This window comes from Paenisporosarcina sp. (assembly GCF_049671445.1).
Lineage (GTDB): Bacteria > Bacillota > Bacilli > Bacillales_A > Planococcaceae > Paenisporosarcina.
Window position 1 is genome coordinate 15,389 of sequence record NZ_JBATUX010000022.1, and the last position, 26,197, is coordinate 41,585.

A 26,197-nucleotide genomic window follows, 5' to 3' on the forward strand; every position below is an offset into this window, starting at 1 on the left:
AGCCCTCGCTGATTGGAAGTGAAATACTTATTATTTAGTTGAATTGTTGTTACGGTATGAAGCTTTTTGTGCAGATTGTTGATTTTGTTTTTTCACTTCAGTTGGATTTGTTTGAGAAGCAAATTCTGCACCAAATTCAGTACGGTTATTTGTACCGCCTTGTGGTTGTGCAGCTTTTTGTGCAGATTGTTGATTTTGGTTTCTTACTTCAGTTGCATTAGTTTTAGGTGCGAATTCTGAAGCGAATTCAGTATTATAAGCGTTAGCTTGTGGTGCTGCAGTTTTTTGTGTAGATTGTTGATTTTGTTTTCTTACTTCAGCTGCGTTAGTTGGTTGGTTGCTGTTATTTTTATTAGCCATGTGTATTTCACCTCCATGCTCATTAATGTGTGCAGGAAATGAAATTTTATGCTTATTTTTTTTACATGACGATTGAACGTCCACCATCAACAATAATTGTTTGACCACGAATCATATCTGAGCTATCAGAAATTAAGAACATTGCTGTTTTCACCATATCGTCTATTTCAACCATTCGACCAGCTGGTGTATTTTTTCTCGCGTCATCTAATAATTCTTCACGATTCGGGAAATGTTTTAATGCCTCTGTATCAAGCGCTCCGCCCGACACAGTATTGACTGCAATGCCTTTAGCAGCAAGTTCTACAGCTAAATAGCGAGTAATTGACTCAATAGCTGCTTTAGATACACCTACCGTCGTGTAGTTTTCTAGATAACGAATTGAACCTAAAGAACTGACACCAACAATTTTTCCGCCTTGATCCATTAATTTAGCTGCTTCTTGCGCTCCAAATAACATGGCTTTGGCATTAATATTCATCGTCCAGTCCCAATGAGATTCTTCAAGCTCCATTACAGGGCGAAGAACTCCCGATGCCGCATTGCTTACAAAAACGTCTAAACGACCAAATTCTTCGCGAATCGTTTCAAACATCGCTTTTAATTTTTCCATGTCTCCTACATTTGCACGAATAAGAAGCGCTTTTTGACCAAGTGCTTCTATTTCTTTTACAGTTTCAAGTGCTGCACTTTTGCTGCGAGCATAGTTTACGACAATATCGTAACCATTTTTCGCTAGTTCGATTGCAATTGCTTTCCCAAGTCCACGGCTGCTTCCTGTAACTAATGCCACTTTGTTTGCTGTCATCTTAATTTCCCCTCTCAATATATGCCTGCCATATTTTCAACATCGACACGGGCATTGGTACTTCTTTTATTTCTTCTATAGTTAACCATTTACATGTATCTAATAGATTTTCTTCGACTGCATGTCCAACAAAACAATTCATTTCCCATGTTAAATGAGAAAAGACATGTTTGAAAGGACCTAAATCAATTTCTTTTGAAAAATATATACCATAACGGTCTTGCAATAAAGGAATAGTATCAGTTTCTTTTAATGCATGTTCAATCATAGGGAATTGATACATATTCGCTAATAGGCCTGTTTCAGGTCTTTTTTCCATAAGAAATTGTTTTTTATCATTTTGGGTAACATAGACATCATAATGCAATGCTTTTGTTTTTTTATTTTTTGTTTTTATTGGTAAATCATTTTGTTCGCCTGCATAAAAAGCAGAACAATTTTCTCGCATGGGACATAATAAACATTTAGGAGATGTTGGTGTACAAATAACAGCGCCTAACTCCATTAATCCTTGATTGAAAGACGAAGGGTCCTGTGCATCAATGATTTCAGTAACTGCTTGTTCGAAAATTTTTCTCGTTTTAGGTTTTGCAATATCTTCTTTTATAAGAAGAACTCGCGATAACACACGCATGACATTGCCATCAACTGCATGCTCAGGTCTACCGTAAGCAATACTTAAAATAGCCCCAGCTGTGTACGGTCCTACACCTTTTAATGTAGAGATTTTATCTCTTGTCTCAGGTACAACACAATTGTAGGTTTCAACTACTTCACGTACACCCGCTTGTAAATTTCGTGCACGTGAATAGTAGCCCAAGCCTTCCCACTGCTTCAAAAGTTTTTCTTCATCAGCATTTGCTAACTCTTCCATCGTGGGGAAAGCTTCTATAAAGCGATTATAATAAGGGATAACTGTATCTACTCTCGTTTGTTGGAGCATGATTTCAGATACCCAGATTTTATAGGGATCGGATGTTTCCCGCCAAGGTAGATTACGCTTTTCTTCCTTGTACCATTCAATTAATGATTTTCGAAATGTGATTTTATTAAATTCACTCATTTTACACCTACATTCTGTTGATTACTTGCCATACATTTCGGGTATACCAAATTGAAGAGAGTAATCAAACTAGGAAGTCTAACCCGTTGTTATTTTAACAAAAATATCTTATGATGAACAAAATTATTCGGGCATTCTCCGTTAGAAGGAGTTGATACAGTTGGATACAGGTACTCATATTGTGATGGGAATTGCTTTAGGTGGACTTGCTATGATTGATCCAGTCGTTGCAAATCATTCCGTGACAGCAACAGCCGTTATAGCAGGAACCATAATTGGTTCACAAGCTCCAGACGTGGACACCGTTTTAAAATTACGAAATAATGCAGTCTATATTCGCCACCATCGTGGCATTACTCATTCCATTCCTGCTGTACTATTATGGCCATTAGCGATTGCAGGTGCCATTCATTTATTCGTACCAGCAGCAGATTTACTGCATTTGTGGTTATGGACATTCTTAGCAGTATTTTTACACGTTTTTGTCGATATTTTTAATTCATATGGCACTCAAGCTTTGCGACCATTTTCTTCTAAGTGGGTTGCACTTGGTGTAATCAATACATTTGACCCGATTATTTTCGGACTACACATTGTAGCTTTGCTTTTCTGGGCTTTTGGATCAAATCCGGTCTACACCATACTCTTAATGTATGGAATCATTTTTATTTATTATTTACTCAGGTTCGCGGTCCAGCATGCAGTTAGACACGCAGTTAGGAATACCATTCCAAGTGCTGAAGAAATCATTATTGCACCAACGATTAAATTTTTCCAGTGGCGGATTGCCGCTATTTCACAAACTCATCATTATGTAGGTCGAGCATACGGACGCTCAATCAATATTTACGATCGATTTGAGCGTAAAGAAATTCCTGATTCACCACTTGTAAAAGCTGCATTAAAAGATAAAAACTTGCAAGCGTTTATCTCGTTCTCACCTATTTATAGATGGGAAATTACGGAACATGAACATGTATTCGAAGTACGTTTAATTGATTTACGCTACCGTAGTAACGATTACTATCCATTTGTAGCAGTTGTTCATTTAAATGAAGACTTGGAAATTCTTAATTCTTATACTGGTTGGATCTTCAGTGAGGACAAGCTTCATAAGAAATTAGACTTTATACCAAACTAAAAAGGAGCTGTCCTAAAAGTCATAAAATATGACTAAGGGCAGTTCCCTTTTTTTACTAGTGCTTAGATTTCACAATTCTGTTTAAAAACGAAGATTCTAAAAACAGAGATACTGATTTCCGTTACTAGGATTGCTGTTGATTGCAATGGAGGCGGCGACTCCAGCGGAATCAGCACGAACTGAAGACCCTGGACTGAGCATCGCGAGGGAAGCGGCTGAAGTCGTGCCCGCGGAAAGCGTCCGCCGCAATGAAAATCAACATTTTTTCTACACTCTAAAGTAGACTACGCAATATTGGTCTTGTACTTTTTTATGCCTTGGCGAATCCACTGCTATTGAATTAAATCATCATCCATTTTTAGTAAATGAGCATATTTCGGATTATTTCCAGCAAACTCATGAATACAATCGCCATAGCTATTAATCCATTGACGTATTACCTTTTCAGCTACTTCAGCACCTTTGTAATCATACCCCGCTTTTGCATACGATGATTCAAAGTCAGACCATAATAACTCAATCCAAACACGTGCTTTAGCGGCTGACAACGCTTCGTTCTTCGCTGCAAGCTCTTGAATTAAAAGTTCAATTCTTTCTTCTATTTGTTCGGTCATTTTATTTCCCCTCCTTTAAAGATTTCAACATGGAGATGGGTAGTGCCTCAGCAAATTTATCTCCACCCATGCGATAGCCCCAAGCAAATCGACCTTTTAAGTAATCGACTTGAAAGAACACCCCAGGGTCTCCTTCTATGCGATAGACTTCACCAGGCACAAACTGTGAAGGATCCACTAAATAGGCTTGAGCCATTATCGCTTTTCGCTCTAACACGGCATATTCATTTACATAGCCAAGTTGACTAGCTTTTCTTGCTTTTTCAAGCAAATTAGCAATTTCTTGACGCAACTCTGGTTCATCCATTTGGCTGTATTTTTTTTCAATCGCCATCTTCTTCTAACTCCTTTTTTTCAATAAACATTTCGATTTGTTCAGATGGAAACCCTTTTAGATAAAGGGCCTGTTTCACTCTATTTTTACGATCATAACCTGTGAATTTCACAGAAACTTTTCGCCAAATCTTGTCTCCTTGATCGGCAATCATTTCTTCCCATTCATCTTCATCCGTTTTAAATTCAATTCCTTCAATTACTTTGCTTATAATTGCATATGAGTACCCTTTGCGCAACAAGGTATCTTGGATTTTTTGTTTTACTTGTCTTGGGGTTTTAGATGATTGCTGATTGGCAATTTTTTCAGCCAACCCTTGTGCAACTTCAGTTTGGTCATCTTCAGTATACGTTTTGAGCACTTCCTCTTGGAGCGATTTGTCGATACCTTTTTTCTTTAATTCTTGTTGGATAGCTCGTGGTCCCTTTTTACTCGTTTTCTTTTGTGTCTCGAGCAAAGCCTTAGAAAAAGATTCATCATTTAGAAATCCTAAATGGTACAACTTTTGAATTGCTTCTAAAACCACTGCTTCTCCGTATTCTGCATCGAGCAATTTCTTTTTCACTTCATGTTCGCTTCTCATGCGAAAGCTTAAATAATCAAGAGCTTTATTAAACGCTTTGCGGACTTCATCGTCGAAAACAATTTCATCGCGTTCAAAGTCTTCTAAATCCTTATCCTTCGATAATTGGTATTTTACAAGTAGTGATTCATCTACCGCAAACGCATATTTTTCCTCTATATATATATTGTAACGTTCAGGATTATTTTTTTGACGTGTTATTTTCGTGATAATTGCCACTTAACTCACCTCATATTCTCTAATAATAAGTATACACATAATTGTTGGCACATTCATTTGAGTACACTTACATAAGAACGGGTATTATACAAATAACATATACATGAAGGAGGACTAAAGATGAAAGTGGCGATTACTGGAGGTAGCGGTTTTGTAGGGAAAGAAATTACCAAGCAATTAACCAACAACGGACATGAAGTATATATTTTGACACGTTCTTCTAAGCCTTCGAATGACTCAGTACATATGGTGAAATGGCTTGGTGAGAAAGATAAACCTGAGGAACAACTGAATGGCGTTGATGCTTGGATTAATTTAGCCGGAGCCTCGATTAATGAGGGTCGGTGGACGGAAGAACAAAAACAAAAAATTCATGATAGCAGGATGCAAGCTACGGATGAGGTTCTTCGTATTTTAAAGGCAGTTTCAGAGAAACCAACTGTTCTTGTAAATGCAAGTGCAATTGGGATATATCCACCATCTGAAGAAGCATTATATACAGAACAATCTTCTTCCCGTGGATCGGATTTTCTTGCCGAAACAGTTGAAGAATGGGAAAAAAGAGCATATCAGGCTGAGCAATACGGGACGCGAGTGACTTGTGGTCGCTTTGGCATCATTCTAGGGAAAAACGAAGGTGCACTTCCCTTAATGGCTTTGCCCTATAAAATGGGGATTGGCGGCAAAGTAGGTTCAGGAAATCAATGGGTATCTTGGGTTCATGTATCAGACGTTGCGAAAGCCATACTTTTTGCAATAGATAACGATGATTTTAAAGGTCCTTTTAATGTTACCTCTCCAGATCCGAAACAAATGAATGAATTCGGTAAAATTCTAGGACAAATATTAAATCGTCCACACTGGATTCCAGTTCCTTCCTTCGCATTAAAACTGGCACTCGGCGACAAGAGCCAATTAGTTTTAGAAGGTCAGCGAGTAATGCCTGACAAGTTATTAACACATGGATTTAAATTTACTTATTCAGATTTACAACAAGCTCTCAAAAATATTTATGCATAAGATGTTCTAGAAAACGCAACCTATCGTAAAAGAAAGGTTGCGTTTTTATGTGGGTAAAACATTTAGTAGGCATTGTGGTTTCATGTGTAATTTTAACCATAGGCATTGTATTAAATCCTTTTCAAGTGGAAGCTGAATCACTGAACTGGGGATTTAAGAAAGGTGCCCAGGAAAAACAAGCCCAAGCTGGTAGTGCATTTGACGAACTCTTAAAAAAATACGGTGCCTTTTATAAAGGTTCTCCTGAAGAAAAAACCCTATACTTGACGTTCGATAATGGCTATGAGAATGGCTACACTGAGTCCATCCTAGATACTTTAAAGAAAGAAAATGTATCTGGCACTTTTTTTCTCACGGGTCATTATGTTGAAAGTGCTACAGATATCGTAAACCGCATGATTAAGGAAGGGCACGAAATTGGAAATCATTCGTATGGACATCCGAATATGGCCAATTTATCTGAGGCACGAATGAAAGATGAATGGCAAAAGTTTGATCAGCTATTGGCTGAAAAGACTGACATAGAGAGAACACGTTTTGTGCGACCTCCTGAAGGTGTTTTCAGTGAGAAGTTACTTGCTTACGGGAATGAACTCGGCTATCGTCACATGTTTTGGTCAGTTGCGTTTGTTGATTGGCATAGAGATCGTACACTTGGAAAAGCATATGCTTATAACCATTTAATGAGACAAATTCATCCAGGAGCTATCATCATGATGCACACAGTTTCACCTGATAATGCCGCTGCTTTGCCAGACTTTATTCGAGATGCCAAAGCAAAAGGATATACATTCTCATCCCTAGACTCTTTAGTTAATGGGTCAAGTGATCTCCCGTTGTCTTTCCATTAACTCGTCTGTCCTATATACTATAATCAACAGTAGTAAAGGACGTGGATACATTTGTCACAACAAACAATGATAGAAGTCGGTCAAAAATTCCCATTAACAATTAAACGCCTTGGAATTAACGGAGAAGGCATTGGGTATTTTAAACGCCATGTGGTCTTCGTTAAAGGCGCATTACCTGGAGAAGAAGTAACTGCTCAAGTACAAGTCGTCAAAAGTAATTTTGCAGAAGCTAGCATCCTTCAAATACGAAAAGCATCACCTCACCGTCAAGAAGCACCTTGTCCGGTATACGAAGCTTGCGGCGGTTGCCAATTGCAACATATGACATATCAACAACAGTTAATTGAAAAGCGCGATATGATCGTACAATCTCTTGAGCGTTACGTTAAAGATATCGCACCTAACATTGACGTTCGCCCTACTATAGGTATGGAAAACCCATGGCAGTATCGCAATAAAAGCCAATTCCAAGTTCGTAAAGTTGGAGACAAAGTTCATGCAGGACTTTTTGCGGAAGGTACACACCAGCTGCTAAACATTGATGAATGCATTGTCCAACATCCAAACACTACACTCATTACAAATGCTGTAAAACGTATATTAGAAAAGTTGAAAATCCCAATTTATGATGAAGAAACGCGCAATGGTTTAGTAAAGACAATCGTTGTTCGAACTGGTATTCAAACTGGTGAAATCCAGTTAGTACTCGTTACCACTCTTGCTGAAATGCCAAAACGCCAGCTACTCATTGATAAATTAATTTCCATTGATCCAGCCGTTGTATCAATTGTTCAAAATGTTAATCCGAAGCAAACTTCATTAATTTTCGGAGAACGTACAATAGTGCTCCATGGCAAAAAAACGTTACATGAAGAATTAGGCGAACTTTCATTTGATTTATCAGCACGTGCCTTTTTCCAGTTAAACCCTGCACAAACTGTTCGTTTATATAACGAAATCAAATCTGCAGCTGCTTTAACAGGTCAAGAAACAGTTGTAGATGCATATTGTGGCGTTGGTACGATTGGTCTTTGGCTAGCTAAGGATGCTAAAGAAATTCGCGGAATGGATATCGTTGGTGATAGTATTTATGATGCCAAGAAAAATGCAGCGAATCATGGATTTACACATACAACTTATGAAACAGGAACGGCTGAAGAATGGCTTGCAACATGGAGCCGAGAAGGTTTTGTGCCTGATGTATTAACAGTCGATCCACCCCGAACTGGCTTAGCTGACAGTTTATTAAAAACCATTTTAAATGTCCGTCCAAAACGCTTTGTCTACACATCGTGTAATCCGTCGACACTAGCAAAAGATTTGAGCGAATTGCGTAAAGTGTATGACATTGAATACATTCAACCAGTGGATATGTTCCCTCAAACAGCACAAATTGAAAGCGTGACCCTTTTAGTTCGAAAAAAATTATAAATGTAATCCCCCAAACAAATAATTTCCGAGCATGTTCATTTGAGCATGCTTTTTCTTTTTGTTTCAAATTTAGGATTATTATTTTTATTTCTAGGGAATAACGTCAATAAGTATTAATTTTTAACAAAGGATATTTTGATAGATGGAGGAATAGTCATGAAGTGGAAGGGTCGAGGGCAAAGTACTAACGTAGAAGATCGTCGAGGTAAAGGAATTGGCGCTGGGGGAATCGGGATTGCTGGTGGTGGTATTGGGTTAGTAATCGTCATCATCATGACCTTATTAGGCGGTGGAAATACTGGCGATATACTGAACAATATTCAAGGTACCGATACCAATAATTCTGCTCCATATGAAGAATCAAAAGATGAAAAAGAGCTGTCTCAATTCGTCTCGGTTGTCCTTGCGGATACGGAAGAAGTATGGACTGAGTTATTTAAAGAAAAAGGATCTGAATATCAAGAACCGACAATGGTGTTATACACAGATCAAGTTCAATCTGCTTGTGGAACAGCTGGTTCTGCGGTTGGCCCGTTCTACTGTCCTGGAGATTACAAGCTTTACATTGACCTAAGTTTCTATGATGAACTTACTAAAAAATTTGAAGCACCTGGTGACTTCGCCATGGCATATGTAGTAGCACATGAAGTTGGACACCATGTTCAAACGTTACTGGGCACTAACAAAGAAGTAATGGCACTCCGCAATCAAATGAGTGAGGAAGAATTCAATAAGTACTTAGTCCGATTGGAACTTCAAGCTGATTACTATGCGGGTGTCTTTGCTCATTATGCAGAAGGTCAAGGTTATTTAGAAGTAGGCGATGTGGAAGAAGCCATTACTGCTGCTAGTGCTGTTGGCGATGACAATATCCAAAAGAAAACACAAGGCCATGTCGTTCCAGACAGTTTTACTCATGGTACTTCTGAACAACGTATGCGTTGGTTCAAAAAAGGCTATGAGTCTGGAACCATTGAAGGTGGCGACACCTTTAAAGCTAAAGATTTATGATTTGGTTGCAATAATTCCTAAAAATAAAACAGCAAGTACAAACGATTTTCACATCGATTGTACTTGCTGTTTTTTCGGCTTTATTAAACTCAATAAACTTAATGTCAATAAAAATAATGACACGAGCCATAGAAAACTAAAGCCCTCAGCAAATTGTAAAAAGACTCCGCCCATAAACGGCCCTGTTAAGCTGCCAATACTGAAGAAAATTCCACATAATAAATTGCCTGTTGGTAATAATGCTTTTGGGGTCAGATCAGTCATATACGAAATCCCAAGAGAAAACGTAGAACCGATAAACAATCCCGCGAGAAGAAATGCAAAAACAAGTGTCCATATATTGTTTTCAAGCAATGCTGCAATACCAAAAGAAAACGCTCCACCGAATAGAGCAAACAGCACAACTTTTCTTCTTCCAATTCGATCACTTAAAGCACCTAACGGTAATTGTGACAAAATTCCACCGGTTGAAAATGCCGCTAATACAATTGATACCATCGACAGATTGAAATCATTACGCAGTGCATAAACCGGAAAAATGGCATGTAAACTGGACTCCAAAAAACCGTAACTAAACGGTGGAATGAATGCGACCCACGCAAACCCAATTGTTGCACCAAAACGCGCCCACGTCCCTCGCATCGTCGATGTCTCATGCATATGTCCAGGAAAATCATTATCAATGAAAAATACCAGAGACCAGGCAGCTAAACATAAAAGACCCGATACGATAAAAGGCAGACCTTCATACACAGTTACGAGCGGTAAAAACAACGGTCCTGCTGCAAAGCCAATCCCAAAGGATAAGCCGTACAAGGCAATATTTCGCCCTAACCTCTCTTGTGGTGAAAAACTTGTAATCCAAGTTTGTGTGGAAAAATGAAGTGCATGGTCCCCTATTCCAATAAACAATCGCAAAATAAACCAAAAAACTACGCTTTTCCATAATGGGAATAATAATAACGAAATAAAAACCAACATTCCTCCGACAATGATGATTGGTTTATAACCAAACCTACGGAGAGGTTGTTCCATAAATGGCGATATGAGAAGCGTGCCAATGTATAATCCTGTTGCATTCAAACCATTTAATGATGAAGAGAGTCCATCTTTTTCGAAAATAACAGAGATAAGTGGCAATAACATCCCTTGTGAAAAACCTGAGATGGAAACGATCGCAACTAAAATCCAAAATCTTTTTTTCTCTATAGCTGTAAATTGATTCATGGTGGTCCTCCTACAGACAAGTTGAAATCATGTTCATTCCAACCAAGTTTCGGTACAATTCTATCATAAAGGAGGGATTTACGTTGAAATATGTAATGACTGAAAGCGGTTTTGAAACAAACTTGGAATTTGGCAAGTTAACGATATCAGGTGACGAAACAAAAGGGTTTAGACCATATCAACTATTGGTTTCATCTCTAGTTGGTTGTAGCGGCGGAGTCCTGCGAAAAGTACTAGAGAAAATGCGTATGCCAGTGGAGGAAATGGAAATCGATGTGTTAGAAGTGGTACGAAATCATGAGGAAGCGAGTCGCCTTGAAAAAGTTCATATCCATTTTAAACTTAAAGGCTCAAATCTCGATGCAACGAAAATGGACCGCGCAATGGCTCTTACGAAGAAAAATTGTTCTATGGTTCGTTCTGTTGACCAATCGATGGAAGTCATTGAAACATTTGAAATTCTTTAGACAATGTCAAAGGCTCAGTCGATGATCTGCGAACAGATAATTGGCTGAGCCTTCTAAATATCACTTATATCTAATTGAGTATCCATAAATCGTTTCACGGCTGTTGTGCCGGTGAAATATTCGAACCCCCTCCTTCTAAATGGTTGATTGGTTTCGACTATTCACTACGGCCTCCCCTCTCTTGTTGAAGTAAGTTTACTTTATCACGTAAACTGACTTTTGTAAATATTCAAAATACAATTAATTTTAAAATATTTCTAAAGTCCTACTTAAAGTTGAAAAATGTCGAAAAATGAGCTACGATGGATTGGTAAAGCGAGGTGTCTCACATGGGCAAGTCTATATCGGACAATGACCAACAAGTTACATACTTAAAAGAACGTCTTCACATTTTCTTAGAAGTATTAGATTCAATTGAACCAGAAACGACTGAACTTGAAGATATTGATCGCTTAATCGCGATGATGGATGATTTAGAACTTAAAATGGAACAATTTAAAAAATCTAAATAAGTAATTGAATTAGAGGGTGCCTCCTTGGTGCTCTCTTTTTCTTTGTGGTGAATTTAGTTTCGATGATTCATGCTCGCATAACGCTTTATGACCATTCGCGCATGGTTTCCGCCCACCCGAAGACGTTTACCGACCATTCGAATCAGTTTTCCGCCCAACTTCAGACGACTTCCGACCAACTACAATCCATTTCCGCCCATTCGCCTCAATGTGGAATGAACTCACAATAATTCCCCTCAATCTAAATGCTTTCTTCGTCATTTCGTCCACTCGCATGTGATTTCTGTCCATTCGCAGACAATTGTTGTCCACTCGTAAGTGATTATCGTCCACTCGCAGACCTTTTCCGTCCATTCAACTCAATTACTGTCCATTCGCCTCCAGATGTACATAATTCAGTTTAAGACGTACACAAGTCGTATCCACTTAACTGCTTCGCACGATGATAACCATTTCTTTTTTTCACATCCTGAAAAGAGTATAATAGTGAGTGGAAAGATTAAAGCATTGTATGAAAAGGGGTTTAACTCACATGTATTTAGAGACATTGGAAAAAAGTATATATGATTTAATTACTGAGACATCTACCAACTTACCAAAAGATGTACGTCGAGCAGTTAGTAAAGCAAAAGCTGCTGAAAATGCGGGAACTCGCGCAGCGATGAGTTTAGATACGATTGCGACAAATATTCAAATGGCTGATGATAACGTTTCACCCATTTGCCAAGATACTGGTATGCCAACATTTAAAATCAAAACTCCGATTGGCGTTAATCAATTAGAAATCAAAGCGGCAATTCGACGCGCTATTGTAACGGCTACGAAAAATTCTAAATTACGACCAAACGCTGTTGATTCATTAACGGGTGAAAATAGTGGTGACAATTTAGGTGAAGGTGTTCCAGTTGTGAAGTTTGAACAATGGGAAAAAGATTACATAGAAATGAAACTCATTCTTAAAGGCGGCGGTTGTGAAAACAAAAACATTCAATATAGTCTGCCTGCTGAACTAGAAGGAATCGGTCGTGCTGGCCGTGATTTAGATGGCATTCGTAAATGTATTCTTCACTCTGTTTATCAAGCACAAGGACAAGGCTGTTCTGCTGGTTTCATTGGTGTAGGAATTGGTGGCGATCGTGCCTCTGGTTATGATTTAGCTAAAGAACAATTATTCAGATCCGTTGATGATGTGAATCCACATGCACAACTTGCTGAACTAGAAGAATATATTGTTGAGAAAGCAAACACACTAGGCATTGGCACAATGGGCTTTGGTGGAGAAGCCACTTTACTAGGGTGCAAGATTGGTGTTATGCACCGAATTCCAGCGAGTTTCTTTGTATCAGTTGCCTATAACTGCTGGGCTTACCGTCGTCTAGCAATTAATATTGATCCGACAACCGGCGGCATTAACGAATGGCAATATCAAGAAGGCGAAAAAGTAGAATTTAAAGAAGAGGCCGACAAATCAGCTGAAGAAGCAGCAACTCGAATCGTTGAACTTCGTGCACCAATTAGTGAAGAAGAAATTCGTAAATTACAAGTTGGCGATGTCGTTAAAATCAGCGGAAAGATGTACACTGGCCGTGACGCCATTCATAAATATCTGTCTGATCACGATGCTCCACTAGATTTAAATGGTCAAATCATTTATCACTGTGGACCAGTTGTTTCTAAAGATGATGAAGGCAACTATCACATTAAAGCTGCAGGACCAACTACTTCGATTCGTGAAGAACCTTATCAAGGTGACATCATGAAAAAATTCGGAATTCGTGCGGTTATGGGTAAAGGCGGTATGGGACCGAAAACTCTCGCTGCGCTAAATGAACATGGCGGTGTTTACTTAAATGCAATCGGTGGAGCTGCTCAGTACTATGCTGATTGTATTAAAGGCGTTGAAGGCGTTGATTTGATGCAGTTCGGTATTCCTGAAGCAATGTGGCATTTACGTGTTGAAGACTTCACAGCGGTCGTTACAATGGATTCTCACGGCAACAGTTTGCATGCAGATGTTGACAAATCTTCTCTTGAAAAATTAGCGCAATACAGTGACCGTGTCTTTAAGTAAATCGTTCGATTGTATTCTATAATTCTCCTATGTTATAATGATTCTAAACTAATAACAATTATTGAAATGCTGGTATTCCCTATGGGAGTGCCAGCTTTTCGCACATTTATAGGGTTGTGATATTGAATATCATTATCAGGAGGAATGAAAATGGAAGCAATTAATCAAAATTCACCATCAATTTTCAGTCGATTAAAACCACATGTTGAATTGATTGCAGCCCTCTTCTCTGGCGTGTTAATTCTTTTTGCTTGGTTTTTAGGCAGTAGTGATGAAACGTTCTTATCCATCGCTTTATATTTACTGGCTTTTCTAATTGGAGGATATGCGCAAGCTAAAGAAGGAATTTTGAATACCATTCACCGAAAAGAGTTAAATGTTGAGTTACTGATGATCATTGCAGCTATTGGTTCATCAATAATTGGTTATTGGGCTGAAGGCGCTATTCTTATTTTTATATTTTCTTTAAGTGGCGCCCTTGAAACTTACACAATGAACAAAAGCAAAAAAGAATTATCCAGTTTGATGAATTTACAACCCGAAGAGGCATGGCTACTTGATGAAAATGGACAATCAAGTCGCGTCCTGGTAAAAAGCCTAGAGGTTGGAAATCATTTACTTGTCAAACCAGGCGATCGAATACCAGTTGATGGTGTCATTATTACAGGAAGTACTTCAGTCGATGAAGCTGCTATAAGTGGTGAATCTATTCCCGTTTCAAAACACGCAGGAGATGAATTATTTGCGGGGACTGTAAATTTAAACGGTGTTTTATCGATTGAAATGACGAAATCAAGTAGTGAATCACTAGTTCAAAAAATCATTGAACTTGTTCAAGCTGCTCAAAGTGAAAAATCCCCTACACAACAATTTATTGAACGATTTGAAGGGAAATATGTAAAAATTGTTCTAATTTCTGTTGGATTGATGATGTTTCTCCCCCACTATCTATTTGATTGGGATTGGACGACAACATTCTATCGAGCGATGGTTTTACTTGTCGTGGCATCGCCTTGTGCACTAGTTGCCTCAATTATGCCTGCGACGCTTGCTGCCATTTCAAACAGTGCAAAAAACGGCTTGTTATTTAAAGGCGGGGTCCACTTAGAGAATATCGGGAATATGAAAGCGATAGCTCTGGATAAGACGGGGACGCTGACAAAAGGAAAGCCTATCGTAACGGATTTCATTGTTCGGGATGGGTTGAATGAGCAATCTGTATTAACGAGTTTGGCGAGTATTGAATCACAATCCACACATCCTCTCGCTCAAGCCATAACATCATTTGCTGTCATGAAGGGTGTTACTACCTTCCCAATTACAAAAATGGAAGATGTTCCTGGCTGGGGCATTAAAGCGGATATTGATTCACAGGAATGGAAAGTTGGGAAGCCGCGCTTTGTAGGGTATGACGAGGCAATGTCTTTTAATAATAATGCAGCCCTTCGTTTAGAGAACCAAGGAAAAACCGTTATTTTCGCTGCTGATCAAGACGGTATTATCGCTGTCTTAGCACTTAAAGATACGGTGCGACCAGAATCAAAAGAAGCTATTACGTTATTGCGAAAAGCTGGTATTTATACAATTATGTTAACTGGTGATAATGAGCGGACAGCTAAGGTCATCGCTGAAGAAGCAGGCGTGGATGACTATATTGCGGAATGTTTAGCAGAAACAAAAGTAACTCATATGAAAGAGCTTCTAGCGAAATACGGAAACGTTGGAATGGTCGGAGATGGTATAAATGATGCACCAGCTCTAGCTACCGCCACTCTTGGTATAGCAATGGGTCAAGGAACAGACGTTGCTCTTGAGACCGCAGATGTTGTACTAATGAAAGATGATTTGTCACGCATTACCTACGCGATTCAATTGTCTCGAAAAATGAATCAGGTTGTAAAGCAAAATATCTACTTCTCCATATCAATAATTGTCCTATTGATCTTCAGTAATTTCTTTCAAATTATTAACTTGCCACTTGGCGTCATTGGGCACGAAGGCAGTACGATTCTCGTCATTTTAAACGGCTTACGCCTACTGAAAATCAAATAAAAAAGCAGGAGCTGTCATATAGACGCTCCTGCTTTTTTCATCGCTAATTTTTCTTTACGTTCTTGCATGACGGCATTAATTTGCCCTCCAACCATTAAAATGGTTCCCGAGAAGTATAACCACATCATTAATACGATAATTCCACCGATACTACCATAAGTTGCAGAGTAATTAGCAAAACTACTAACATATAACGAAAATCCGAGTGATACTAGAATCCATCCTAATGTAGCAAATATTGCCCCTGGAATCACACTTTTTAAATATAATTTACGGTTTGGTGCAATCCAATACAACAACATAAAGACCACAAAAATCATAACCGGGGGTATCGTCCATCTAACGTTATTCCAAACAGTCAAGAACCCTTGTTCATAACCTAAATAAGAGAATAAGAATGTACCTATCTGTTCTCCAAATACTGGTAATACTAAGGCTACAACAAATAAAGTAATAAGTAACAAAGTGAAAATAACGGAAATGCCTCTAGCAATAAAAAAAGGTCTAGTTTCTTCAAGGCTATAAGAACGATTTAATGACTTAATTAGAGCATTCATCCCATTCGATGCTGACCAAATAGTTGCAAGAATTCCGACAGATAACAATCCACCGTTTCGATCGTTAAGCACTTCATCTAATGTCCCATCGATAAGTGTATAAACTTCTCCAGGTGCATATGTACGTAAAATATTAAATAGCTGATCTTCTTGTAAATTCAAATAGGGTAAAAGTGTCACCATGAATATTAATAAGGGAAAAAGCGATAGTAAGAAAAAGAATGCTAGTTGTGCTCCCAAAGCCGTAACATCTACATATTGAATACGTGCTAATAATTCCTGAAAGAATCCTTTTGATGTAGTAACATCAAAAGGATAATCTGGACCTTTACTTTTCTTTTTCTTAAATTGCATTAATTTCAATTTACTTAAGAAATTAGTTGAGGAACGGGTTTTTTGGCTACCTTTAGGTTGAATAGGTGTATTTTCGTTTGCCATTTAATCAGTTCCCTTCTTATGAGAATTTTTTCTCATCATAAACATGTTCTGGTAGTACTGGCATCTCAAAATTTTCTTCTTCATTTTTTACAATTGTTTTATATTCTTCTTTAGAATGCACAAAGGCATCCTTAGTTTCGGAAACAAGCGTTTTGACTTGTGGAGACAACTCTTTTATTTCTTCAACTTTGCCAGTAATATACTGTGCATCTTGTGAAAATTGATTATATACAGTTTGAAGCTTATCTGCTTTTTCTTGTAATTTCAGTTTAAAGTCTTCACGATTTTTCGAATAATATTTCACATCATAAGAAACGTTTTTCAATCGATATTTAACATCTTCACGTGTTGCACGATCCAACAAACTTAGTCCTGCACCTGCAATTGCCCCAACAAACATACCTTTTATAAATTTACTTTCACTCATCAATAAAACCTCCCAAGATTAAAATTCAATGTGCTTTAATATACCCTTCTATTTGCATATTAAAACAATTCATCTCTTTGATTTGACAATTTTTCTGTACCATGAAATGATTAACCATAATGTTTGAAAGGTAGGAATCTTAAAATGAACTTAACTCAACCATCTCAAGAAAATGTTGAATACATGATTGACCAAATTAAGGAAAAACTTCGTATGGTTAATGTAGATGCTATGAAATCCGATAATTTTGATGACTCTCAATATGAAGAATTACATGATTTATACTCGATGGTTAAAAAACGTTCTACTTTTAGCCCGAGCGAAATGCAAGCCATCGCTTCAGAACTGGGATCATTACGTAAATAAATATAAAAATCTTCTAGCTCTTGGTGGTCACTGAAAAACTTGCTTTAAAGAGTGTCGTAAGTGAATCCGATTATAAAGGAGAGATTTCGTTTAATTTTTGAACAAAATCTCTCCTTTTTCCTTTGATAAAAATTAGGTGTATTTATTAGACACAAGCTATCACCTAACTTAAATTTTCTTTAAATTAAGTAGGAGATTGTAGTGAAAGGCGGCGACTCCAGCGGGAAAAGCATGATCTGAAGACCCCGCAGACAACAAGTTGTGCGCAACTTGTTTGCGACGAGTAACCGCAGGAGCAGACTATTTTTGCTCGTCGAGGAGGCTGAGGCCATGCCCGCGGAAAGCGTCCGCCTATAACGGAAATCCCCTGTACTTGTCAATAAATAACAAATTGTTTTTTTCAGAGGACCTAGCTCTTGCTAGAGGATTTTTTATATTGTACAACGTACCAACTACCTTCTCGAATTACGGTATGGATGCCTAAAAACTCTAAACTTGCAGCATCTCCCCATTGTTCCAATTGCTCTTTTTGAGGCAATGGATGCAAATTTTCAAAGGAATGAAAGAAACTATTAAATGCCGCAACAAATGGCGGACTATCTTGACCACCAGAAATAGGTGTAACAACCGATAATACCCCATCTTCACTCAACCACTCACTTAATCTATCAAATAATTCTTGTCTTTTTTCTGGAGGAATATAGTGAATGATATTATTCATCAATATTAAGTCATATGATTGTTTTGGTTCATAATCCCATAAATCACTTTGTTCAATAGACACATTTTCGAGTGATGCCGTTAATTTGTCAGCCGTCTTTGCAACTGAGTCACTAACCTCAATCCCTTCGAATTGAGATTCAGGGAATCGTTCGGCAAGTCGTTTGATATATCCGCCTTCTCCACACCCAATGTCCAGCACAAGTTGCTTATCATTTCCTTTTAATAATTTTGCGATTTTTGGTAAAGCTATGACTTCTAATAAGCGACTCGTTTGAGCCACAGTATCTGCATGTTTTTCCGAATCAAAATGATTACGTGTCTTGTTACGCATCATGTCAGGATATGCGAGTAGACTTGGTATATGTAATTCCATCATTTCTTTTAGTATAACGCCTGAAGACGATTCTTCTTTAGGTCGTGGTAACTTCCACATGGATCCAGTTTTGTATCGCTGTCGACTCATTGATTTTAAATGCCCGATTGACACACCCACACTTGTCCATTGATTAAGCAGAATTTCATCTATTTGGTAAGCATCCGCTACGTCGGCAACTGTTACACCGCGTTCAAACGCTTTAAATAAATCGAGTTCATACCCTACATATGCATGCCAGGAATATAAAAAGGGGACATTTCGTTTCATCCACATACGCGCTTTAAACATTTTCATCACATCAATCATTGCCTATCCCTCCCATTTATATTCTCTTATTTACATACACGTTAGATTTGAGTTGTAAACCTTTCGATGTGCTACATAAGTCCCTTCCATTTCCAAGGGTAATCGTCCTCGGCCGAGAAGAGTTTCATTTCTTTCTTTTCAAGAGACAAATCCTTCTTTCTCGTTGGCATCATCCCACCTTGAATAAATCGATCTCGCACTGATTCTTTCCACATTCCAAGTCCCGATACATTTAGCATTTGCTTGAAATGCAGCACAGGATCTTCCTCCATTCTTTCAAAGGTTTTGCTTCGAATCCAACTGACTGGTTGAAATGGGAATGAGTAGGCTAGTGCAGATAAATGACTTAATTGAATTAAGTAATCAGCACGTTCTTTTCGCACGTTTTCAAACTGCTTTAAATTCCCCACATTTAAACAAGACAACTTGTACATATCCACCAATAATTCACCCAAAATATCAGCGTCTTGAATTGCCATATTCATCCCTTCTCCAGCCATCGGATGAACGGCATGTGCAGCATCTCCTATTATGGCTTTATTCCCTTTTACATAGGTATTTGCATGATACATAATCGGTATCATTAATTGGATTTTGGACCAATCCTCTAACTTCTGAACATACCCATCGATAGCAGGAGCAAGATCAGTGTACAATTTATGGAAATGGTCGATTGGCTTTTCTTTAATTTTTTTATACTCCCCCGCAGGAATTAAATAGACTGAACGTACCTGGTTATCAGGGAGGGGAAATAATCCTAAAAACCGATTGTAACTGGAGAAAATTTGTCCCCCTACAAAGTTTGAAGGACGAGGAAACGTAACAGTCAGGAAGTGGTGATTATATTTAATCGGTTCAACTTTTATTCCCATAGCTTGTCGCGTAACAGAAGCCCTTCCTTCTGCACCAATAAAGAAGTCCGCTTCAACAATTAGCTGTTCTTTCCCTTTTTGAACGATGGCTTTATTAATTTCTATTTCCTTACACGAAGCACCATTAAAATAATGAAAGTTGGAATAGCGTTCTGCTTCTTTACGAATAATATTTTTTAATATTTCATGGTGAATCATATAAGCAGCATTATATTTCCCTGGAATGACGGTGTAATCCATAAAAGATTGATCTTTTACATTCAACGTTTTGGACAGTTCAATCAAATCAAGAATCTCTATAATTTGGGCATTCGATGTGACTTCATCGTAAACTAGCAGTCCATCAAATATTTGCATGCTCTTTGGTTGCAATAATTCACCTTTATAAACTGGTTGTTTCCCTTGCAACTTTTCAACCATCACAACATCAATGCCAGCTCGTACTAGTTTTAAAGCAAGCGTTAATCCACCGATTCCTCCTCCGGTGATGAATACATCTGTCTTCATACGAATCGCCTCCTTCTATATAAGTTCCTCTTAAAGTCATTTGTAAAACGTTTGAATGTATAAGAAAAACACCGTTTAAAAAACTCAACGGTGTTTGTTATTTACATTTGGTATTGAATCTGTGGAAACTGCTTGACAATGGCTGTTGAAATTTCGTCAGCCATGTGGAGAGCCTGCATTTCAACTTCGTCAAACTTATTGACTGCCGATGCATAATCTTTCTGAAGAATGAAAACTGTTTCTTCTTTAAATAAGTCTAAATGTTCATGCATCATTTCTCTCATGACTTGTTGTGAGATATAAGGGTTGATAGAACTTAAAAAAGCAGCAATTTCATCTGCATTGGCATACCACCTTTTATCGATAGCCTCAAAACTTTGAGTATCTCCTTCTTTTGCAGCGGTTACAAGTTCAGCAGCAATTGTTAAATGTTCATTGATTAAAACGCTGTATCGTTCCCCTACTTGCTCACCATAAAATGGTTTAAGTGAATCCCCCATATCAGGGGCATTCCTTAAGAGTCGAGCTAACACGGCATCTAAATCTGGTGAATCAGTTATTATTCCATTAATAGCTGCTCTGGTCCAGTGGACATGTTGTTCCCAAAGTAACCTATTCATATTTCGAATATCAAGCTCAGCTCGACTAATACAAGGCGTATAATACATTCCTGATGGACAGACGTAATACATTAATTACCCTCCTATTCGTATCCATATATACTATTCAGGCTAAGTAATCGTGTTACCAAATTTATTTCTAAAGAGTTTGTTCAGCCAGAAATTCCTTTTCCATCAATCGGATGAAACTTGAATAAAGCTTTATGTGCCGCAAAACTTTCGTTTAAAATATTTGAAAAAATATATACACCACATTAAATAACTCAACTATTAATATTCATTAATTCTAAAAATCCTTCGTTACACGAACTTTGTAATTGATTTACTCCTTAGAATATTGCTACTATAGAAGTAGCTTGTATTAAAAAGGAGATAACCAAATGACATCTTTTAATGAAAATTTAACTAAATATGCGGAGTTAGCTGTTAAAGTAGGCGTAAATATTCAAGAGGGACAAAGTTTATACATAACGGCATCTATTGATAATCCAGAGTTCGTTCGTTTATTAACGAAAACGGCATATGAAGTTGGCGCAAAACAAGTATATGTTGATTGGACTGATGACGTCATCACACGTACACGTTTTGAGTTAGCTCCGAGTGAATCATTTACTGAGTACCCTGCTTGGAAAATACAAGAACGTGAACAGCTAGCTGAACAAGGAGCGGCATTTATGAGCGTTCTGTCTTCTAGTCCTGATTTATTAAAAGGCATTGATTCATCTCGAATTGCGGCATTCCAAAAAGCGGCAGGAACGGCATTATCGAAATATCGTCAATACGTTCAATCTGATAAAATCAGTTGGACAGTTGTTGCAGCTCCTTCTAAGGCTTGGGCAGCTAAGGTTTTCCCAGAGCTGGCTGAAGATCAACAAGTATCAGCGTTATGGGATGCAATCTTTAAAGCAGTGCGGGCAGATGTCGAGTCACCTATCGAAGCTTGGTTAAAACACGATGACACGCTTCACAAAAAAGTAGATTACTTAAATGACAAAAACTATAAAAAATTACATTACACTGCTCCAGGAACGGACCTAACAATTGAGCTTCCTAAAGGTCACTTATGGTGTGGGGCTGGAAGTGTTAATGAAAAAGGCGAAACATTCATGGCAAACATGCCTACTGAAGAAGTCTTTACAGTTCCTTTGAAAACGGGTGTAGATGGAGTTGTTTCTAGTACAAAACCATTAAGCTATGGTGGAAACATTATTGACGATTTCAAAATCACATTCGAAAAAGGCCGCATCGTAAAAGTGGAAGCGGCTGAAGGACAAGAAGTACTGCAACAATTAGTGGATACAGATGAAGGCGCGAAATATTTAGGAGAAGTTGCTCTAGTTCCTCATCAATCTCCTATTTCAGAGTCAGGATTACTTTTCTATAACACTTTATATGATGAAAATGCGTCAAATCATTTAGCGATTGGTAGTGCCTATGCATTCTGTCTTGAAGGCGGCAAAAAAATGTCTCAAGAAGAGTTACAAGAACACGGTCTAAACCAAAGTATTACACACGTTGACTTCATGATTGGTTCAGACAAAATGGACATTGATGGTATTTTAGAGGACGGTTCTAAAGAAGCAATCTTCCGTGGTGGAAACTGGGCGTTTTAATTAGACAATATATACTTCCCCATTAAAGCAGTCGTCTTCGGACGATTGCTTTTTGTTATGACTTAACAATTTGTTTACATTTTAACAACAGCGAGATAACAAAGAAATGACAGAGTCCTTCAAATTACTTATTTCTGACTACATCATCATATCTAATTACCCATTATTCTTTGCAACAATTGATAACTACCATTAAGTACCATATGGAATATAGACTAATTTCCTCTATACTAATGAAGCAAACCGTTTTAAGGAGGAATCTGCATGTTTTCAGGTATAGATTTAGGGATTGATTTAGGAACAGCTAATATCCTTGTATATACAAAAAATAAAGGCATTATATTAAATGAACCATCGGTAGTAGCGGTGGATACAAAAACTAGACAAGTAATCGCATTTGGTGAAGAAGCGAAGAGTATGATTGGTAAAACACCAGGGTCTATTACAGTTATTCGCCCATTGAAAGATGGCGTAATTGCTGATTTTGATGTTACAACCGACATGTTACGTATGGTCATGAAAAAAGTTGGGAAAAAAATGGGAAGTTCCATTCGCAAACCTAACGTTATGGTATGTACACCATCTGGTGCAACATCAGTAGAGCGACGTGCCATTCATGATGCAGTCAAAAATAGTGGTGCTAAAGAAGTTCATCTTATTGAAGAGCCTGTAGCGGCTGCAATAGGTGCAGATCTTCCTGTCAGCGAGCCAATTGCTAGTGTCATAGTCGATATTGGCGGTGGTACAACTGAAGTAGGAATCATTTCTTTTGGTGGCGTTGTTTCTTCAAATACCGTAAAAGTAGCTGGAGATCGCATGGATGAAGACATTATTCATTTTGTTCGCAAACAATTTAACGTGTTAATCGGTGAACGAACTGCGGAAAGAATCAAAATGGAAGTTGGTTATGCTCTAATTCCACATACTTTGGAAACAATGGAAGTACGTGGACGTGATGTAATGACAGGTCTTCCGAAGACCATAACAATCAGCTCTGTTGAAGTACAAGAAACATTAAAAGAATCATTATTGTCGATTTTAGAAGCAATCCGCGTAACGCTTGAAAGCTGTCCTCCAGAACTTTCTGGAGATATTGTTGACCAAGGTGTAGTTCTAACAGGTGGCGGTGCTTTATTAAAAGGCATGCAAGAATGGTTATCTAACGAGATTTCTGTCCCTGTTCACATCGCTCCACAACCTCTTGAGTCTGTAGCAATTGGTACAGGACGTTCACTTGTTATGATGGATAAAATACAAAAAATTGCCCGTTAATCACGAATGAAACGGACAACCTGTCGGGCGAGATGACTCTGTCATCTCGCTTATTTTTTTGAAAAGTTTTGGACGTTTTTGCTTAACGAAATTGGGCGACAATTCCTCATTGCTGATGCCTTGATGAAAAATGGGTGTCAAAGCAGGTGAGACTGGCGGAATAAGCCATGTCCAATCCCCTTTCACTTCTCTTTGTTGTTTTTCTTCTTTCTCACGAAATGTCTGAAATTGTTGTGCAGCTGTATAATGGTCAACCATTTGAACACCCGCTTTTTTAAACGATGCATATACCGCATACTGCAATTCTACTAACGCTCGGTCTCTCCAAAAGGTTGTCGTGCTCGATGTATCAAGCTTTAATTGGTTCGCCACGTCCCTTAAACGATTGTAGCGATAAGAATCCACTAAATTCCGTGCCGCAATTTCTGTCTCCATATACCAACCGTTAAAAGGTGCTGGATACAACAATCCTCCAATTTCAAGATATCTATCTGAAATTATTGGTACAGCATACCATCTTAAATCCAGAGATTTCCAATCTAAATTAACTGGATGATCGATTTGGACTTCAAGAACTTCTTCATTTGAAATTGCCACCATACATGGAGGCTCTTCATTCCATTGAAAAATAACCGGCAAGATATCGTAAGGAGTCCCTTCACCTTGCCAGCCTAAACTTTTCGCAACTCGTGTTAATTCTATACTCGCTGGATCTCCTAAAATCTCACCAGACTGATCCTGGTAACCTGCGTAGCGAATTAATTGATGACTCCATAATTGTACTTTTTGAGGCGAACTAATTGCAGGGAAAATAGTAATGGTCGATCGAATTTTTCCGTCATTCGTGGCATGTTGGATATGATGATGAATATGTCGTGCTACATCTTCTTGTGATTTAACATCCCTAGCATCAAAGACATCGAGTGTTTCCCAAAATAAACGTCCAATACACTTTGCACTATTACGCCAAGCTAGCTTTGCTCCAAACGTAATCTCTTCAATGGTGTGTGTATAAGTTCCCGTTGACTCTATTTCTTTTTTAATGGCGCATTGACGTGTATATATAGTTTCTTTAGAGAGTCCGTTTTCTTTTCCATATTGCCAAAGAAAGGATTGGGCTTGATTTAGAAGCAATGAGTCGTTCAATTTTATTCATCCTTTGTGTTTCTACATAATTTGATTTTAATCAACATTTCCTTTCCTCTCAATAAATAAACTGCCTTGACTTAAATGTTTCTCTTGGAATGTGACATTAAAGTGGCGAAATTTCATCATAATCATTTACAATAAGAATGTGATATACATAGGAGGGACTGCACATGTCGTTATTAAATGAAATTCTTTCTTTCAATCAAACATTTGTATCCGAGAAACAATATGAAGAATTTAAGACAACAAAATTTCCTGACAAAAAAGTTGTTATTTTAACATGTATGGACGCTCGTTTATTTGAACTCCTACCAAAAGCCATGAATTTTAAAAATGGTGATGTGAAAATCGTAAAAAGTGCTGGCGCTGTTATTAATCACCCTTTTGGCGGGATTATGCGAAGTTTACTTGTAGCTGTTTACGAATTAAAAGCTGAAGAAATTTACATCATAGGTCATTATGATTGTGGTATGAGTGCCATCCAACCAGAAAAGATGCTGCAAAAAATGGTGAATCGTGGGATTTCTCAAGACACCATTAATATGCTGAATTATTCAGGTGTAGAGTTAGATGAGTGGTTGCGCGGATTTGAAGATGTTCATGAAAGCGTAAGACATAGTGTTGACATGGTTAAAAATCACCCACTGATGGTGAAAGATTTCCCTGTCCACGGTTTAGTAATTGATCCTGCTACAGGCAGATTGGATATGGTAAAAGAAAAGTAAATAAGAAAAGAGCCCAATAAAAGGGCTCTTTTCTCATTATACAGCTGATTTTTTTCGTCTATATGTCCACTGTTGATATTGGAAACGAATGAAACAACCAATACAAAAACCTAATATGGCAACTAGGGCTGCTATACCCACCATGATCGTTGCGATGTTAAATAAAACGGTCCAATTCATTAAAAAACTTATACAAGCAATAACTAAAAATCCTACCGCTAACCACTGGTTAAACTGTAGTTGCTCATAATCTTCTTGCTCATATTGATTAGCTGGTTTAGTTAAAAATTTCTTAACAATAGCCAACACTGGATTGAATCCTGCTAATAACCCCAAAAGGCAAGACAATAAAGGAATCAGCAAAACCCAAGCTGTTTGAGTTATAAGTGAAAGGACAACTGACAATACAATGGTCCATTGATTAGCTAATACGAGAGGCTTCGGAATTGTTTTCATATTAATACCTACTATTCTTATCGGAT

28 protein-coding genes are annotated in these 26,197 nt (G+C 38.0%); 13 read left to right on the forward strand and 15 right to left on the reverse strand.

Going from position 1 to position 26,197, the window contains the following annotated elements; all coding sequences use genetic code 11:
* Positions 1-30 precede the first annotated feature (30 nt).
* The 3 genes from WBG45_RS03025 to mutY form a co-directional block, all read right to left on the reverse strand.
* Positions 31-360: a gamma-type small acid-soluble spore protein gene (locus WBG45_RS03025; RefSeq protein WP_424412319.1), complete on the reverse strand. Its 330-nt coding sequence runs from the start codon at positions 358-360 to the stop codon at positions 31-33.
* A gap of 61 nt (positions 361-421) precedes the next feature.
* Positions 422-1,168 carry an enoyl-[acyl-carrier-protein] reductase FabL gene (gene fabL, locus WBG45_RS03030; protein WP_424412320.1) on the reverse strand — a complete coding sequence of 249 codons (747 nt, stop codon included), beginning with the start codon at positions 1,166-1,168 and terminating at the stop codon, positions 422-424.
* Position 1,169: 1 nt separating this feature from the next.
* Positions 1,170-2,231: an A/G-specific adenine glycosylase gene (mutY, locus tag WBG45_RS03035; RefSeq protein WP_424412321.1), complete on the reverse strand. Its 1,062-nt coding sequence runs from the start codon at positions 2,229-2,231 to the stop codon at positions 1,170-1,172.
* Positions 2,232-2,391: 160 nt separating this feature from the next.
* Here mutY and WBG45_RS03040 point away from each other — a divergent pair, with 160 nt between their 5' ends.
* Positions 2,392-3,372 (forward strand): metal-dependent hydrolase, encoded by a 981-nt coding sequence (locus WBG45_RS03040; RefSeq protein ID WP_424412322.1) that lies wholly within the window; start codon positions 2,392-2,394, stop codon positions 3,370-3,372.
* Positions 3,373-3,704: 332 nt separating this feature from the next.
* On the opposite strand, the gene WBG45_RS03045 is transcribed toward WBG45_RS03040, so the two are convergent.
* Genes WBG45_RS03045 through recX form a run of 3 tightly spaced genes read right to left on the reverse strand, consistent with a single transcriptional unit; the run spans position 3,705 to position 5,122 of the window.
* Positions 3,705-3,974, reverse strand: coding sequence for a YfhJ family protein (locus WBG45_RS03045; protein WP_424412371.1), 270 nt, complete (start codon positions 3,972-3,974; stop codon positions 3,705-3,707).
* Between the two features lie 13 nt (positions 3,975-3,987).
* On the reverse strand, positions 3,988-4,320 hold the full coding sequence (locus WBG45_RS03050; RefSeq protein ID WP_024533875.1) for a YfhH family protein: 333 nt from the start codon (positions 4,318-4,320) through the stop codon (positions 3,988-3,990).
* The gene (gene recX / locus WBG45_RS03055) at positions 4,310-5,122 is read right to left on the reverse strand and encodes a recombination regulator RecX (protein ID WP_424412323.1); all 813 of its coding nucleotides are present in this window, start codon (positions 5,120-5,122) and stop codon (positions 4,310-4,312) included. Before recX ends, WBG45_RS03050 begins: the two co-directional genes overlap by 11 nt.
* Positions 5,123-5,242: 120 nt before the next feature.
* On the opposite strand from recX, the gene WBG45_RS03060 reads away from it, so the two are divergent.
* The 4 genes from WBG45_RS03060 to ypfJ all read left to right on the forward strand — a co-directional run bounded on the left by WBG45_RS03060 (position 5,243) and on the right by ypfJ (position 9,435).
* Entirely contained in the window at positions 5,243-6,142 is a 900-nt protein-coding gene (locus WBG45_RS03060) for a TIGR01777 family oxidoreductase (protein ID WP_424412324.1), read from the forward strand.
* 47 nt (positions 6,143-6,189) lie between these two features.
* A complete protein-coding gene (locus tag WBG45_RS03065; protein WP_424412325.1) occupies positions 6,190-6,993 on the forward strand; it encodes a polysaccharide deacetylase family protein in 804 nt (267 codons plus the stop codon).
* 51 nt (positions 6,994-7,044) lie between these two features.
* Positions 7,045-8,424: a 23S rRNA (uracil(1939)-C(5))-methyltransferase RlmD gene (rlmD, locus tag WBG45_RS03070; protein WP_424412326.1), complete on the forward strand. Its 1,380-nt coding sequence runs from the start codon at positions 7,045-7,047 to the stop codon at positions 8,422-8,424.
* 156 nt (positions 8,425-8,580) lie between these two features.
* Complete coding sequence (gene ypfJ / locus WBG45_RS03075) at positions 8,581-9,435, forward strand: KPN_02809 family neutral zinc metallopeptidase (RefSeq protein WP_424412327.1); 855 nt, start codon at positions 8,581-8,583, stop codon at positions 9,433-9,435.
* A 48-nt stretch (positions 9,436-9,483) separates the two neighbouring features.
* Here ypfJ and WBG45_RS03080 read toward each other — a convergent pair whose 3' ends face one another.
* Positions 9,484-10,662: an MFS transporter gene (locus WBG45_RS03080; protein WP_424412328.1), complete on the reverse strand. Its 1,179-nt coding sequence runs from the start codon at positions 10,660-10,662 to the stop codon at positions 9,484-9,486.
* Positions 10,663-10,745: 83 nt separating this feature from the next.
* Between WBG45_RS03080 and WBG45_RS03085 the strand changes: the two genes are divergently transcribed.
* Together WBG45_RS03085 and WBG45_RS03090 are read left to right on the forward strand one after the other, a co-directional pair.
* Positions 10,746-11,129, forward strand: a complete 384-nt coding sequence (locus WBG45_RS03085) for an OsmC family protein (protein WP_424412329.1) — start codon at positions 10,746-10,748, stop codon at positions 11,127-11,129.
* A 329-nt stretch (positions 11,130-11,458) separates the two neighbouring features.
* Positions 11,459-11,641 (forward strand): SE1561 family protein, encoded by a 183-nt coding sequence (locus WBG45_RS03090; RefSeq protein WP_024533867.1) that lies wholly within the window; start codon positions 11,459-11,461, stop codon positions 11,639-11,641.
* A 126-nt stretch (positions 11,642-11,767) separates the two neighbouring features.
* Here the strand turns inward: WBG45_RS03090 and WBG45_RS03095 are convergent, their stop codons facing one another.
* Positions 11,768-11,995, reverse strand: coding sequence for a hypothetical protein (locus WBG45_RS03095; RefSeq protein WP_424412330.1), 228 nt, complete (start codon positions 11,993-11,995; stop codon positions 11,768-11,770).
* Positions 11,996-12,173: 178 nt separating this feature from the next.
* Between WBG45_RS03095 and WBG45_RS03100 the strand changes: the two genes are divergently transcribed.
* Both WBG45_RS03100 and WBG45_RS03105 read left to right on the forward strand, forming a co-directional pair.
* Positions 12,174-13,712: a fumarate hydratase gene (locus tag WBG45_RS03100; protein ID WP_424412331.1), complete on the forward strand. Its 1,539-nt coding sequence runs from the start codon at positions 12,174-12,176 to the stop codon at positions 13,710-13,712.
* A gap of 150 nt (positions 13,713-13,862) precedes the next feature.
* Positions 13,863-15,764: a heavy metal translocating P-type ATPase gene (locus WBG45_RS03105; RefSeq protein WP_424412332.1), complete on the forward strand. Its 1,902-nt coding sequence runs from the start codon at positions 13,863-13,865 to the stop codon at positions 15,762-15,764.
* A gap of 14 nt (positions 15,765-15,778) precedes the next feature.
* Here the strand turns inward: WBG45_RS03105 and WBG45_RS03110 are convergent, their stop codons facing one another.
* A complete protein-coding gene (locus WBG45_RS03110) occupies positions 15,779-16,759 on the reverse strand; it encodes a YihY/virulence factor BrkB family protein (RefSeq protein WP_424412333.1) in 981 nt (326 codons plus the stop codon).
* 16 nt (positions 16,760-16,775) lie between these two features.
* A complete protein-coding gene (locus WBG45_RS03115; RefSeq protein WP_024533863.1) occupies positions 16,776-17,186 on the reverse strand; it encodes a YtxH domain-containing protein in 411 nt (136 codons plus the stop codon).
* Positions 17,187-17,330: 144 nt separating this feature from the next.
* Here WBG45_RS03115 and WBG45_RS03120 point away from each other — a divergent pair, with 144 nt between their 5' ends.
* Positions 17,331-17,552: a DUF1128 domain-containing protein gene (locus WBG45_RS03120; protein WP_024533862.1), complete on the forward strand. Its 222-nt coding sequence runs from the start codon at positions 17,331-17,333 to the stop codon at positions 17,550-17,552.
* A gap of 409 nt (positions 17,553-17,961) precedes the next feature.
* Here WBG45_RS03120 and WBG45_RS03125 read toward each other — a convergent pair whose 3' ends face one another.
* From WBG45_RS03125 to WBG45_RS03135, 3 genes are all read right to left on the reverse strand, one after another.
* The gene (locus tag WBG45_RS03125) at positions 17,962-18,957 is read right to left on the reverse strand and encodes a class I SAM-dependent methyltransferase (protein WP_424412334.1); all 996 of its coding nucleotides are present in this window, start codon (positions 18,955-18,957) and stop codon (positions 17,962-17,964) included.
* 71 nt (positions 18,958-19,028) lie between these two features.
* Complete coding sequence (locus WBG45_RS03130; RefSeq protein WP_424412335.1) at positions 19,029-20,336, reverse strand: FAD-dependent oxidoreductase; 1,308 nt, start codon at positions 20,334-20,336, stop codon at positions 19,029-19,031.
* A 101-nt stretch (positions 20,337-20,437) separates the two neighbouring features.
* On the reverse strand, positions 20,438-21,028 hold the full coding sequence (locus tag WBG45_RS03135; protein ID WP_424412336.1) for an acetylglutamate kinase: 591 nt from the start codon (positions 21,026-21,028) through the stop codon (positions 20,438-20,440).
* Between the two features lie 308 nt (positions 21,029-21,336).
* On the opposite strand from WBG45_RS03135, the gene WBG45_RS03140 reads away from it, so the two are divergent.
* Together WBG45_RS03140 and mreBH are read left to right on the forward strand one after the other, a co-directional pair.
* Positions 21,337-22,569 carry an aminopeptidase gene (locus WBG45_RS03140; protein ID WP_424412337.1) on the forward strand — a complete coding sequence of 411 codons (1,233 nt, stop codon included), beginning with the start codon at positions 21,337-21,339 and terminating at the stop codon, positions 22,567-22,569.
* Between the two features lie 264 nt (positions 22,570-22,833).
* A complete protein-coding gene (gene mreBH / locus WBG45_RS03145; RefSeq protein WP_024533857.1) occupies positions 22,834-23,841 on the forward strand; it encodes a rod-share determining protein MreBH in 1,008 nt (335 codons plus the stop codon).
* Here mreBH and WBG45_RS03150 read toward each other — a convergent pair whose 3' ends face one another.
* Complete coding sequence (locus WBG45_RS03150; RefSeq protein WP_424412338.1) at positions 23,842-24,987, reverse strand: nitric oxide synthase oxygenase; 1,146 nt, start codon at positions 24,985-24,987, stop codon at positions 23,842-23,844.
* Positions 24,988-25,160: 173 nt separating this feature from the next.
* Between WBG45_RS03150 and WBG45_RS03155 the strand changes: the two genes are divergently transcribed.
* On the forward strand, positions 25,161-25,715 hold the full coding sequence (locus tag WBG45_RS03155; RefSeq protein WP_424412339.1) for a beta-class carbonic anhydrase: 555 nt from the start codon (positions 25,161-25,163) through the stop codon (positions 25,713-25,715).
* 36 nt (positions 25,716-25,751) lie between these two features.
* Here the strand turns inward: WBG45_RS03155 and WBG45_RS03160 are convergent, their stop codons facing one another.
* On the reverse strand, positions 25,752-26,171 hold the full coding sequence (locus tag WBG45_RS03160) for a DUF4395 domain-containing protein (RefSeq protein ID WP_424412340.1): 420 nt from the start codon (positions 26,169-26,171) through the stop codon (positions 25,752-25,754).
* Positions 26,172-26,197: the final 26 nt, after the last annotated feature.